The following is a 12,504-nucleotide window of genomic DNA, read 5'->3' as shown; positions in this document are numbered from 1 at the left end:
TCCGCCTTGCAGCTGCACGCACCACACCCCGCTCAGGTCGGCCAGGAAGCACCGCTGCTTTCCTGCGGCCTGATCCAAACGACAGGCCCTAGCCCTGCCCTCCGCCGGATCCGCCTGACGTCCGGTCGGGCCGTGTTCCCCGCGACGCGGCGCAGATCACCTCACTTGGACAGTCCCTGGCTCTCCATCAGCCGTTCGAAGCACTTGAGCTTCACGTCCTCGTCCTGGGTGCCGTGCATGGACCCCGGCTGATTGCGCAGGTCACTGTGGCGGACCCGCAGCGGCCACCGTTGCGGGTAGGCGATCTTCCGGTCGCCGGAGGTGCCGACGTGGCTGGCCAGGTTCTCCCATTGGTACTCGAATCCCTCGTGGCTGACGAAGGTGTCCCGGTGGAAGGCGCCGAGTCGCCGCGCGACAGGGGCGAAACGTGCGGTGTCGTAGGCGATGAGCTGGTCCACCACCCGGTTGACTGAACGGACCCCCGGCTCGATCTCCGGTCCGACGTCCGAGAGCGGCCAGTCCCACTCCTCGTGGTCGTCGACCTTGCTGATGAGGACCACTTCCGGGTTCTGCTCGAAGATCTGTGCGGTGGCGTCCAGTACGTCGAAGTCCTCGTCCGTCTTGTGGATGAACGTGTCGTCGGTGAACGTGATCAGGTACGGGCTGGTGGTCGTGAAGTGGTTTCCGTGGAAGTTGTTCGACGGGGCGCCGGAGAAGGCGTGGTGGTTGGTGCGGCGGAACCGCAGCTCGTCCACGCCGAGTTCGGCCAGCCGTGGCAGCAGCCGGGCGGCGACCTCGTCGGTCGACCGCTCCGCGACCAGCACGACCTCGAAGTCGTGGCGGGTGGGGTGGGTGAGGGAACGGATCGCCAGCGGCAGTGTCTTGTCGATGAGCCGCTCGGTGTCGTGGAAGGCGCAGGCCAGCGTGAAGAACGCCATGAGGGATACCTCCGGGAGCTACGCGAGGACGGGAATCAGGTGAGGACCGCCGCGAGCGCGGCGGCCAGCTTGACGCTGTCGTGAGCCGTGCCGTACAGGGGATCCGAGCGGACGAGGTCGGAGCGGACGACCGGGACGCCGACGTCTCCGGTGGGCAGCAGGCCGCTCTCGTGCACCAGCACCAGGTCGGGTTCCACGCCGTGGGCGCGCAGCGCGTCGACGTGTGCGGCGACGTCGTACCCCTGGGTCTCGGCCACCTCGGGCTCCAGGTTGCAGACGTAGACGAGCTGGGCGCGGGTCGAGGCGAGGGCGGCGTGGAGATCATCGACGAGAGCGGCCGCGAGGATGGAGGTGTAGACCGAGCCGGGACCCAGCACCACCTGGTCCGCGTCCTGGATCGACCGGGCGAGCCCGTCGGGTGGTTTGACTCCGGGTGGGCTGAGCTCGACGCGGCGGATGCCCGCCGTCTTCGAGATGGCGTACTGCCCGGTCACCCGGGTGCCGTCGGACGTGACGGCACTCAGGTCGACCGGCTCCAGCGTCGCGGGGACGACCCGGCCCCGGTCCGGGTCCAGGCCCAGCAGCGCCGCGGCGCAGTCGGTTGCCGCCAGGAAGTCGCCCGTGACCGCGGTGAGCCCGGCCAGCAGCAGGTTGCCGAGGGCATGGCCCTCCACATCGGTGCCACTGAAGCGGTACTCCATCGCCTGGCCCAGCGGTTCGTCCTCCGCGCCCGCGAGCGCGGCCAGACAACGGCGCAGGTCGCCGGGGGCGGGGATGCGCAACGCCCTGCGCAGCCGTCCGGTGGAGCCGCTGTCGTCAGCGGTGGCGACGATGGCGGTGGTGTGGGCGGCGTACCGGCGGGCGGCCCGGAGTGTGGCGGTGAGCCCGCGTCCGCCGCCCATGGCCACGACGCGGGGCTGGTCGGCCCGGGTGCTCACTTGTGAACGTCCCGGTGCAGGACCCCCGGGGTGACGCCGAGGGACCGCAGCACGACCGCCAGCTGTTCGGCCATGGCCACCGAGCGGTGCTGACCGCCGGTACAGCCGAGGGCGACGGTCAGATACGCCCTGCCCTCGTCGATGTAGGCGGGCAGCAGCCGGCCGAGCATCCGCTCGGCGTCCTGGAGGAACGACTGGGCGGTGGGCTGGGCGAGGACGTATTCACTGACCGGCGGGTGGAGCCCGGTCAGCGGGCGTAGCTCCTCGACGTAGTGGGGGTTGGGCAGGAACCGGCAGTCGAAGACGATGTCGGCGTCCAGCGGCAGGCCGTGCTTGTAGCCGAAGGAGAGCAGCGTCATCTGCACGTCCTGGCCGGCCTGTGGGTCCGCGAAGAGCGTTCCGAGCCTTCGCCGCAGGTCATGGACGTTCAGCGCACTCGTGTCGAGCACCACGTCGGCCTCGTTGCGCACCGGCGCGAGCAGTTCGCGCTCCTGGCCGATGGCGGAGACCAGGTGCTGGTCGTCGCCGTCGGCCAGGGGGTGGCGGCGACGGGTGTGGTCGAAGCGCCGTACGAGGACGTCGGTGGCGGCTTCCAGGAACAGCACGCGCACCCGGGCCCCGGACGACCGCAGCCAGGTCAGCATGGGCAGTACTTCGTCCTGGTAGTGCCCGGTGCCGACGGCCAGGGCCACCCGGGTGATGGACGACTTCGGGGCCTGGGCCAGTTCGACCACCTTCGGCACCAGCTTGGGCGGCAGGTTGTCGATGGCGAACCAGCCGAGGTCTTCCAGATGGTCCGCGGCGAGGCTCCGTCCGGCCCCGGAGAGGCCGGTGATGACGACGACCTCGCTGTCGGATCCGCGAGAGGGTGTCATGGTCGGCTCCCCTCGGCGGGTTCGGTGGCGAAGCGGTCCAGCTGCCCGATGGGTTCCTCGGGTTGCCAGCTGAGCGGCGGGATGTGGGCGTTGACGAGTTCGCCGTCCGGCCTGAGGAGGGACGCCGGCGGATGCTGCATGTGCAGCATCCAGTCGTCGTGGTTGAAGAAGGGGGCGGCTATGTCGAAGCGGTAGACGAAGTCGTTGTCCTCGCCGCCCCACCCCTCGTACCGTTCGTCCATGCCGCCGATACGGCGGAAGGTCCCGGTGCGTACCCAAAGGCAGCAGCCCGGCGGGCGGCGCAGCTGGAAGGCGCGCAGTCGGTCGGCGCCGGCCTCGGTGCCGCGGCGCTGGACCCGCTCGCGGATGGCCCAGGCGGTGGTGGGTCCGTCCAGGCAGCTCATCTTCCGGTACGTCATATGGCCGCCGACGCCGGGTGACCGGAAGCGTTCGGCGTTGCGGGCGACGAAGTCCCGGTCGGCGAGTACGTCGGCGTCGAGGATGCACAGCACCTCGTTGCGCCCAGGGGTGTTCACCACGCCCGCGTTGACCGCCCAGGACTTGTTGAACATCCCGGCCTTGGGGGCGAACAGGTAGTGGTCGGTGAAGGGCGTGATCACCTCACGCCAGCGCGGGGAGTCGTCGGACTCGACGACGGTGACCTGGTACCGGTCGCGGGGGAACGACTGGTCGCGCAGGGCGAGCAGGCAGGCCAGCAGATTGCGCAGCCGCGCACCGCCGGTGTCACGGTCCCGGAACGGCACGACGATCAGCACCTCGGGATCGGCTCCGGGGGGCAGCGCGGGCCCGGGCGGGAGGGTGCGCAGTTCCTCGACGGAGACCGGCTCGGCTTCACGCGTGTGCCGCTCGCCCAGGTGGAAACCGATACGTGAGTTGCACTCGGCTTCCCATGCGGCGTCGAAGAGGGGAGCGGTGGAGGGCAGGGCGGCCTGTTCGACGAGGGCGGCACGCAGCCGGCGGTAGTGGTCGGGAGTGCCCGGGTCCTCGAGGAGGCGTTCGCCGAGGGAACGGATCTCGGAGTTCTCCGCTTTCCTGACCGCGTCGACGACGGCTTCGGTCCACGGGCGGGCCATCTCCCAGTAGAAGAGGCCGGAGCGGCGGGCGTCGGGGTCGGAGACGACGACGACGCTGTCGACGACGGCGGTCGCCAGGACTTCCGGGTCGCTGGGACGGAGTTGAGCCACGAGTGTTCCTTTCGGGAGTCGGTGCAGAGGTCAGGCGGCATGGGCGGGAGGCGGCTCGGTGGCTGCCCGCTGCCCTGAAGCGACGAGGCGCAGGAGGACCGCGGCACCCAGCGCGAGCACGCTCACCACGCCGAGCGCCGGGGGCAGGCCGGTGATCTGCGCGAGGAAGCCGATGAGCGGAGGCCCGCCCAGGAAGCCGGTGCCGGCGATACTGGACACGACGGTGATGGCCGGGCCGGTGGCCGGTCCGCCCATCCGCCCGGCCATGGAGAAGACCGCGGGCATCACGATGGACAGCCCCGTTCCCAGTGCCGCGAACCCGCAGACGGCCGCGGCCGGATGCCCGGCCAGAAGACCGGCGGCGAACGCGAAGCCCGCGGACGCAACCGCCCACGTGACCACCCGTACGTCGCCCCAACGGGCCAGGAAACGGTCGCCGAGGAGGCGCCCGGCCGCCATGGCCACGGAGTACGCGGCGTAGCCCACGGCGGCGAACTCGGCGCTGGTGCCGAGGTCGTCGCGTAGGTAAATGGCGCCCCAGTCGCCGACGGCCCCCTCTCCCGCCATGCCGCACAGGCCGACGAAGCCCAGCAGCACCAGCGGCAGCCTGCGCTCGGCGGGCAGCTTGGCCCAGCCCCCTCGGGCGGCCCTCGGGGCGACATCGCTGCTCGCGGGCAGCAGCCAGGGCGACACGGCGAGGGCCGCACCGCCCAGCACCGCGGCGACGAGAGCGAAGTGCACCAGCGGGGACAGGTCGTGGGCCTCGGCGGCCCCGCCGGTGAGCGCGCCGAGCAGCCCGCCGATGCTGTACACCCCGTGCAGGGAGGACAGAACGGGACGGCCCATGCGGTCCTGCAGGGCGACGCCGTGGGCGTTCATCGCCACGTCCACGATGCCCATCGCCGCGCCGAAGCCGATGAGGGCGAGCCCGAGAGCGACGATGTTCCCGGCGAGGGCCGGGAGAATCAGGGCCAGACAGCTCAGGGTGATGCCGAGCACGGTGATGGGGCGGCTCCCGTACCGGGCGACGAGCTGGCCGGAGACCTGCTTGGACAGCAGGGCGCCCACGGCGATGCCGAGCAGCGCCAGCCCGAGCGGGCCGGTGTCCGCGCCGACGTGGTCCTTGACGGCGGGGATGCGCAGCACCCAGTTGCCGAACAGGGCCCCGTTGACGAAGAACACCACGCTCAGAGCGATCCACGGCCGCCCGGCAGGGGCTGTCGGCCCCTTGCTCACGCCACGCTCTCCGGTTCCGCCGGAGACGTCTTCTCGAAGCCCTGGGTGATCCAGATGCCCTTCCACACGTCGGGATCCGACGGCAGGACGATCTCGACCAGGCTGGGTCCCTGTTCGGCGGCGCTCTTCTCCAGCGCGGTCGCCAGGTGGGACACCGCAGCCTCCACCGCCGCGGGCGAGCCGCCGACCGGGACGACCACCTGGTGTGCGGGCACTCCGAGTGCTTCGGCGACCTGGTGGTACGCCAGTTGACCGACATTTGCGAGATACGAACGGTCCGAGGCGCCGTAAGAGGCGGCGGCCTGCTTCTTCAGCGAGACCGACTCCCCGTTGTTGCACACGACGAACAGCACCTGGGCCTGGTCCTGCACGGCGGCAACCAGCCCCTGGAAGGAGTTGGTGAAAGCCTGGTCGCCCAGCGTGCACATCACCCGGGCGTCCCTGTCTCCTCGGGCCAGGCCCGTCGCGTACGCCAGTCCGCCGCCGACGAACGCCCCGTGGTCGCCGAAGACCCGCAGGCCCTGCGGGAAGTCGTCATAGTGCTCGGACAGCAGTCCGCCGAACATCTGGCTGTCGTCCACGAGCGCCGGCCGCTCCCAGGAAGCGAGCGTCGCGGCGAGCGCCCGGGCGACGGCGCGGCGTCCGTCCTCGACGGCGTCGGCGGCCTGCTCGGGGCTCACCATGTGCTCGGCGTGTGCCTCCGCCGGGAACCAGGGCACGGGCGCCGGCTCTGCGGAGACGCTCAGCCGGTCGGCCAACTCCGTGAGTATCAGGGCCGGTTCTCCCACGACCAGCGGTTCGTCGTCGTGCAGGTACTCGTTCTTGAGGACCTTGGCGGGGTCGGTGTTGACCGCCGCCTTCCGGCAGTCCGGCAGGGGGCCGACGACTCGTTCGTAGATGTTGCGGTCCTCCACGGTCACCAGGAGGTCGCACTCCGCGAGTAGGGCGCGGTGAGCCGCGCTGAAGGGGTTGAGCCATCCGGCGAAGTTCGTCACCTCATCGCCCCGTAACCGCTCGAAGAGCATCGGGCCGCGCCGGTACCGCACTTGAAGCACTGCCGCTCCGGTCGCGGCGCTCAGCCGGTCGAGCGCGGGGCGTATCCCCGAGTGGTGGAGGGCGTAGTCGTCGAGGAGGAACAGCGGGCGCCGGGCATGCCGCAGCTCGCTCAGCAGAGCCTCCAGCGCGGACTGCCGGAGATCGGTGGCCGGCGTGGCAGGCGGGGGCGCGAGCAGCGCGTCGAGCGGGATCCAGCGGCTCTCGGCGACATCCTGGGGGACACCGAACAACGCCGGCCGATGCGGTGGTGTGGTGATGAAGGCCAGGCTCGCCTTGAGCCGCTCCACGAACCGCTCGGCCGCGGCCCGGCGTTCGTCGGGATCCTGGGGCACCGGCGGGGCCTGCCACGACCAGTCGGCGAACGTGCCGATGCCCTCGATCAGGCCGGGTTCGCCGTGCGGCGGCAGGAAGCGGACGGAACCGCTGGAGGGAAGACCGACGAGGAACAGCGCCCCCACCTCATTGCGCCGGGCATCGGCCACGGCTCCGGCGGCGTTGGTGAGCCCGCGAGCGCCGTGCAGTACGGCTGCGCCGCGGCCCGGGTGTGTCAGGGAGGCGCCCGCAGCCATGAAGGCGGATTCCTTGTCACCGCGTCCGTTGGACAACTGGACACCTTCGGTGCGATGCAGTGCGTCGCAGATCGCCAGCTCCGAGGTACCCGCGTAGACGAAGACGCTGCGGACGCCGCCGTCGGCGAGCAGCGCCGCCACGGCCTCCGCGCCGGTCAGTAACGGTGTCCGTCTGGGGGTCGCGTCGGCGGCCGACGGTGCGAGGGGCAGGCCGGCCGGGTCGTGGCCGGCGAGTACGAGCCGGGCCAGTGCCAGGGGATCGGTCTCGGTCTGGGTGCCGTTGGCGGAGTCGGGGAGGTGGGTGTCCAGGGGGGAGCCAGAGGGCATTTCGTTCACCTTGTTTCATGGAAGTCGTGCGAGACGAACGCGGCGAGCCACGCTCGGAAGTCCGGCCCCAGATCCCCGCGTTCGCAGGCCAGCCGGACGATGGTGCGCAGGTAGTCGGCCCGGTCGCCGGTGTCGTACCGGCGACCTGAGAACAGGACGCCGTGCACCGGTGCGTGGGCCGTCCTGCTTCGGGAGAGGCTGTCCAGCGCGTCGGTGAGCTGGATCTCCCCGCCGCGCCCGGGCCGGGTGCCGCGGATCACGTCGAAGATGCCGGGGTGGAGGACGAAGCGGCCGATGACGGCGCAGGTGCTGGGCGCCTCGCCAGGGCCGGGCTTTTCGACCAGGCCCGTGATGCGTACGACATCGGCCTCGTCGGTGGGTACGACGGCGGCGCATCCGTAGAGGTGGATGTCGCGAGGATCCACCTCCATGAGCGCCACGACGCTGCCACCGCATCGTTCCTGCACGGCGATCATGCGGTCGAGCAGCGGATCGCGGGGATCGATGAGATCGTCACCGAGCAGGACGGCGAACGGCTCGTTCCCCACATGCGGTTGCGCGCACAGGACCGCGTGGCCGACGCCCTTGGCAGCGCCCTGGCGAACATAGTGCAGAGACACGAGATCGCTGGATTCGCGCACCCGGAGCAACTGCGCCTCGTCACCTCTGCGGGCCAGCGTCTCTTCGATTTCGAGATTGCGGTCGAAATGGTCTTCCAGCGATCGCTTATTGCGACCGGTTACCATGAGTATGTCGGTCAGGCCGACAGTGACCGATTCCTCCACCACATATTGGATGGCAGGCTTGTCGATGACCGGCAGCATTTCCTTGGGAATTGCCTTGGTTGCCGGCAGGAAGCGAGTTCCCAGGCCTCCTACCGGAATGACGGCTTTGGTGAGGCGTGGAGATCTCAGTGGTCTTTTTCGTTCCCGAAGTAACTCAGATTCCACCTGCTGTCCTTCCCCGTCCAGGAAGCCGGTAAAAAAACCCTGACATGTGTGTCATCGGCCTGTCAACCGGTTTCTGTGCAGTCCGGCATGATTGTGCAGCGGTGTATACAAACCCGCCGTCACTGTTTTTTGGGGGATGGCGAAACGATCATCGACGCATTCCTGCCCCGTGTCCCGGCGCGAGCTGCTCGAAGGGGTCGCTGCCGGCGGTGATCAGGTAATCCATGACTGCGAAGCACGTCGCTCCGGGCGGTGGTCGACACCATGGCGACAAACCGCGTCAGGCTCCCCTTATCGGGTGCATGACAGATTTCTTCGTGTCAGGCGCTGTACTTCATGTCGTGGTAGTCGATCCTCTTCAGCGCACGCGCGGGGGACTTGATGATGTCCTGCTGCAGAAGAGTCAGGCGTGCGGAGGGCTCCAGGCCGAGTTCACTCACGATCCGCTTCCGCAGGGCGTGGTATGTCTCCAGCGCTTCGTTCCTGCGGCCGGCCTGGAAGAAGGCGACCATCAGCTGCCCGTGCAGATTCTCGTGCAGCGGGTGGCGGGCCGCCAGTTCGCGCAGTTCGCTGAGCACCTCAAGCGGATGACCGAGCTCCAACTCGAGTGCGATGAGCTTCTCGGTGGAGTTCAGGCAGGACTCGTTGGCGCGATCCGCCCATACCCGCAGGACAGGGCCGCAGCCGATGTCGGCAAGAGCCGGACCGCGCCAGAGGTTCAGTGCCGCGCGGTAGTGCAGCACAGCCTCCTCCGCCGGCCGGGTGCGCCGGGCCTCGTCCGCCTTCTCCAGCAGCCGGTGGTACTGCGCGAAGTCATGCAGCTCGGGGTTCACGCGCAGCACGTAGCCGCCGGGCTGAGTGATCAGGAGTCGCTCGGAGACGGTATGGGTGTCGACATCCAGAGCCTTCGCCATAGCGCGTCGTAATTGCCCGATGTATGTATGCAGGGTTGCGGTGGCCGTCCGCGGCGGATTGTTACCCCAGAGCTCGCGATAGAAATCCTCGGTGAGCGTCGGCTGGTTCGCTCGGGCCGAAAGGAGCGCCAGGACTTGACGCTGCTTCGGGGCGCTTGGGGTTGTGTTCCGCTGGGCGGTAAGAACCCTTAAATCTCCCAGAGTATTTACGGCTACGTCCATAGAAGCACTCTCCCCGGTGTCGTGGCCCGAAGGCCGTACGCAGTGCCATGCACGATTCACCAAAAGCAGTCGCCCGCTGGAAAATGAACAAACAAAAGCTACCACGCCCCGGCATCGCGTGGCCACGTTCCGCTACGCATCAGGCTCGTCCATGATGGCCGAATAGTGTTCCTCCGGGCGTACTGGCCGATCGCCTATGTCGGGTACGTCCGATGCTGCGAATGTGAAATCCAGTTGTCCGTCTCCCGGCGCCACGCATGCGGCGAAATATTTCGCGGGTGCCCGAGGTGATTCGATGCGGTGTCGCCTGACGATCATGTCGAATACGGCATTCGAACAGATGGGCGCACGTGTGGGTGGTCGGCCGCCCGGCGCCGAGGGACCCTCCCGCCGACCCTGATGGGGATGCGTGGAGCGCCGGCGGCGGTGCGGATCCCGTGTCGCCGGGCGGTCGTCAACCGTTGTGCTTCGTCGCGGTCGGCGGCTCGCGTCGTGCGCTCAAGTTCGGCCATCCCGGACCGTATGGTTCCACCGCGCCGGGAGTGGCACGGTCGCCTCCCGCGATTTCATCTCCTACAGTCCGGACGCCGGCGCACCTGTACTGCCCCGGGCGGAATCCGCGGTCGGTGAGTCCTGGGTGACGCCCTCATGCCATGACCCATGGAAGGACATCAAATGAAAAAGCGGCGGATCGGCGGCGAGTCGGGCTTCGACGCCAGCGCACTGTGTTTAGGAGGGATGCACTTCGGCACCAAGACCGACGAGGCGACGGCGTTTGCCATCCTCGACCGATTCCTGGAGGTCGGTGGCACCTTCATCGATACCGCCAACACGTACGCGTTCTGGCCCGAGGGCGGAACAGGCGAGGAGAGTGAGGCGCTGCTCGGTAGGTGGCTGCGCAGCCGCGGTGTACGTGACCAGGTAGTCCTGGCCACCAAGGTGGGAGCGTTACCCGTGCCCCTCGACGCCCCATGGCCGCAGGCCGCCGAAGGGCTGTCGACAGAAGTGATCGAGCGTCAGGTCAAGGCCAGCCTGGACCGGTTGGGGACCGACCGCATCGACGTCTACTACGCGCACATCGAGGACCGGCGCACGCCACTGGAGGAGACGGTCACGGCCTTCGGAGACATGGTGGCGCGCGGCATGGTCCAGCTGCTCGGCTGCAGCAACCACGCGGCCTGGCGGATCGAGCGAGCCCGTGCCCTGGCGCGGCAGCTCGGTGTCGCCGGCTACACCTGTGTCCAGCAACGTGCCACCTACCTCCAGCCACGGCCTGGCGCGGACTTCGGTGCCAACCCCCACGCCGGCGACGAACTCCTCGACTACGTGCGCTCCGAGCGGGAACTGACGCTGCTCGGCTACTCGACTCTGCTGGGCGGGGCGCTGTCGCGCTCGGACCGCCCGGTTCCGGAGCAGTACAACCACCCTGGCACTCCGGGCCGGCTGTCCGAGCTGGGCCGGGTCGCGGAGGAACTCGGCGCCTCGCCGAACCAGGTGGCGCTTGCCTGGCACATGCACAGTTCGCCCAGCACGCTTCCGGTCATCGGGGTGAGCTCGGTGGCCCAACTGGACGAATGCCTGGCGGCGGTCGACCTCGAGATGGACGCTCACCAGCTCGACCGGCTGAACACCGCCTGAGCCCCCGACCGCTGCGTCGTCCGACGAGTCCGGTCCCGGCGGCGTCCTCGCCGCCGGGACCGGACTTCGTCGCGCCCGCTGCCCGCTGCCCGCTGCCCGCTGCCCCGCGCCCGGAACCGGTAGCCGCAGCAGCGCTGACGCGTCGCAAGAGCAGCGCTCGTCGAGCCCGATAGGGCCGGTGCACTCCGGGAACAGCCCCTCCAGAGCATCGGCATGTGGTCGACAAGAGAACCGCCAGAAGCCGCCTGGGGGGCGAGAGGTCGCCCAGGCGCCCGGCGTGGCCGGTAATGCGGCGCTGACCGGCGTGTTCGCGAACAACGAGAACCGGCGGTGCCCCCGGAACGGGATCGTACGGATGTGAAACGGAGCTCGGGCGCATGAGATCGGCCTTGCAGCGGCTCTCGTCGCGAGGCAGTCTCGGCCTGCCCGTCGAGACCATGAGCGGGACCCCCTGAAACCGTCGCCTCCGATCGCACGTGCGCGCTTCCGCCCGGTACGAACCGCCCCCCCCCAACCGCACGAAGCCTCGCCCGAAGGAGAGTCATGACGACGCGCAACCCCATCGCAGGTGCCGCACGCCGATCTGGTGCGGGACACCTCCCCTTGGACGGCCGAAGACGCCGCCACACGGCCATGGGGCATCAGAACCCGCGCCGTCTCGGTTCCGGCGGGGAGATGACATGACGGTCACAGAACCGCGCCTGCGCGACCCCTCCGCCAGACCCGGCATGCGGGCGAAGGACCTGGTGTTGCTGGTACGGCCTCACCAGTGGCCGAAGAACCTGGTGGCCGTCGCCCTGCCACTGGTCGGCGGAGTGTCCTGGACCTGGTACAGGTTGTCCCACATGGCCTGGGCCGTCGCCCTGTTCACCCTTGCGGCATCGATTGTCTACGTGATCAACGACACGGCCGACCGGGAGCGGGATCGTCTGCACCCGGTGAAACGTGCCCGGCCGATCGCCGCCGGGCGGGTTTCCGTCTCCGTGGCCATCGCCTCGGCGGTGGTGCTCACCGCGGCGCTGGCGGTTCTGGCCGCGATGGGGCCGTGGCGGCTCACCTGGCCCGTGGCCGTCTATCTCGTGCTCAACGTGTTCTACAGCCACAGGCTCAAGCACATCCCACTGGTCGACGTCTTCGTCGTCGCAGCCGGGTTCGCGCTGCGGGTCGTCCTGGGTTTCCTGGCCGGCGGTATCCCCCTGTCGGTGTGGCTCGTACTGGGCGTCTACGCGGCCTCCGCCATGATCAGCCTGGGCAAACGGCGACACGAGCTGGACCTGGGGGCGGTGGCCGACCGGCACCGCCCCACCCTTGAGGGCTACTCCCGCCCGTTCGTGGAACAGATGGCCATCGTCACCGCGGTCGTCGCGGTGCTGGGGTACGCCGGTTTCCTGCGCAGCGACGCGACACAGCCCTTCGGTCAGGTGGCCCTGCTGCTGACCATGCCGTTCGTCCTGTACGGACTGTTGCGCTACCTCCAGATAGTGATCACGGAAGGGGGAGGCGGGGACCCCACCAAGACCCTGCTGCGCGATCGGCGGGTCGTCATCAGCGCGGTGTTGTGCTGTGGCTGTCTCGCCTTCACCTCGGTGCTGGCCGGCCATCCGGAATTCGTGGGCGGACTGCCGAGCCGGTGACG

General features: G+C 69.3%; 10 protein-coding genes and 1 pseudogene. 2 read left to right on the top strand and 9 right to left on the bottom strand.

What is annotated here, in order from left to right; translation table 11 throughout:
- Positions 1-161: 161 nt before the first annotated feature.
- The 9 genes and pseudogenes from AB0H86_RS39615 to AB0H86_RS39575 form a co-directional block, all read right to left on the bottom strand.
- A complete protein-coding gene (locus AB0H86_RS39615) occupies positions 162-938 on the bottom strand; it encodes a hypothetical protein (protein ID WP_362450212.1) in 777 nt (258 codons plus the stop codon).
- A 35-nt stretch (positions 939-973) separates the two neighbouring features.
- On the bottom strand, positions 974-1,876 hold the full coding sequence (locus tag AB0H86_RS39610) for a gluconeogenesis factor YvcK family protein (RefSeq protein ID WP_362450210.1): 903 nt from the start codon (positions 1,874-1,876) through the stop codon (positions 974-976).
- Positions 1,873-2,751 carry an RNase adapter RapZ gene (gene rapZ, locus AB0H86_RS39605; protein ID WP_362450207.1) on the bottom strand — a complete coding sequence of 293 codons (879 nt, stop codon included), beginning with the start codon at positions 2,749-2,751 and terminating at the stop codon, positions 1,873-1,875. Before rapZ ends, AB0H86_RS39610 begins: the two co-directional genes overlap by 4 nt.
- Positions 2,748-3,956, bottom strand: coding sequence for a galactosyltransferase-related protein (locus AB0H86_RS39600; RefSeq protein ID WP_362450205.1), 1,209 nt, complete (start codon positions 3,954-3,956; stop codon positions 2,748-2,750). The genes rapZ and AB0H86_RS39600 overlap by 4 nt, the downstream gene beginning before the upstream one ends.
- A gap of 30 nt (positions 3,957-3,986) precedes the next feature.
- Entirely contained in the window at positions 3,987-5,192 is a 1,206-nt protein-coding gene (locus AB0H86_RS39595) for an MFS transporter (protein WP_362450203.1), read from the bottom strand.
- Positions 5,189-7,144, bottom strand: a complete 1,956-nt coding sequence (locus AB0H86_RS39590; RefSeq protein ID WP_362450200.1) for a thiamine pyrophosphate-binding protein — start codon at positions 7,142-7,144, stop codon at positions 5,189-5,191. The genes AB0H86_RS39595 and AB0H86_RS39590 overlap by 4 nt, the downstream gene beginning before the upstream one ends.
- Before the next feature lie 5 nt (positions 7,145-7,149).
- On the bottom strand, positions 7,150-8,058 hold the full coding sequence (locus AB0H86_RS39585) for a UTP--glucose-1-phosphate uridylyltransferase (RefSeq protein WP_362450225.1): 909 nt from the start codon (positions 8,056-8,058) through the stop codon (positions 7,150-7,152).
- Positions 8,059-8,414: 356 nt separating this feature from the next.
- The gene (locus tag AB0H86_RS39580; RefSeq protein ID WP_362450223.1) at positions 8,415-9,008 is read right to left on the bottom strand and encodes an AfsR/SARP family transcriptional regulator; all 594 of its coding nucleotides are present in this window, start codon (positions 9,006-9,008) and stop codon (positions 8,415-8,417) included.
- A pseudogene (locus AB0H86_RS39575) lies at positions 9,009-9,230 on the bottom strand (winged helix-turn-helix domain-containing protein); the annotation flags it as partial.
- A gap of 675 nt (positions 9,231-9,905) precedes the next feature.
- Here AB0H86_RS39575 and AB0H86_RS39570 point away from each other — a divergent pair.
- Positions 9,906-10,868, top strand: coding sequence for an aldo/keto reductase (locus AB0H86_RS39570; protein WP_362450197.1), 963 nt, complete (start codon positions 9,906-9,908; stop codon positions 10,866-10,868).
- Positions 10,869-11,548: 680 nt separating this feature from the next.
- Positions 11,549-12,502, top strand: a complete 954-nt coding sequence (locus tag AB0H86_RS39565; protein WP_362450195.1) for a UbiA prenyltransferase family protein — start codon at positions 11,549-11,551, stop codon at positions 12,500-12,502.
- The last annotated feature ends 2 nt before the right edge of the window (positions 12,503-12,504 follow it).

Origin of the sequence: Streptomyces sp. NPDC050997 (assembly GCF_040660135.1) — a bacterium.
In the GTDB taxonomy this organism is placed as follows: Bacteria; Actinomycetota; Actinomycetes; order Streptomycetales; family Streptomycetaceae; genus Streptomyces.
This window is presented reverse-complemented; position numbering and strand designations above follow the sequence as displayed.

Bases quoted from the DNA above. Each gene is read 5' to 3' on its own strand.
- AB0H86_RS39615 (WP_362450212.1), bottom strand. From the start codon at position 938: ATGGCGTTCTTCACGCTGGCCTGCGCCTTCCACGACACCGAGCGGCTC.
- rapZ (WP_362450207.1), bottom strand. From the start codon at position 2,751: ATGACACCCTCTCGCGGATCCGACAGCGAGGTCGTCGTCATCACCGGC.
- AB0H86_RS39590 (WP_362450200.1), bottom strand. From the start codon at position 7,144: ATGCCCTCTGGCTCCCCCCTGGACACCCACCTCCCCGACTCCGCCAAC.
- AB0H86_RS39580 (WP_362450223.1), bottom strand. From the start codon at position 9,008: ATGGCGAAGGCTCTGGATGTCGACACCCATACCGTCTCCGAGCGACTC.
- AB0H86_RS39570 (WP_362450197.1), top strand. From the start codon at position 9,906: ATGAAAAAGCGGCGGATCGGCGGCGAGTCGGGCTTCGACGCCAGCGCA.
- AB0H86_RS39565 (WP_362450195.1), top strand. From the start codon at position 11,549: ATGACGGTCACAGAACCGCGCCTGCGCGACCCCTCCGCCAGACCCGGC.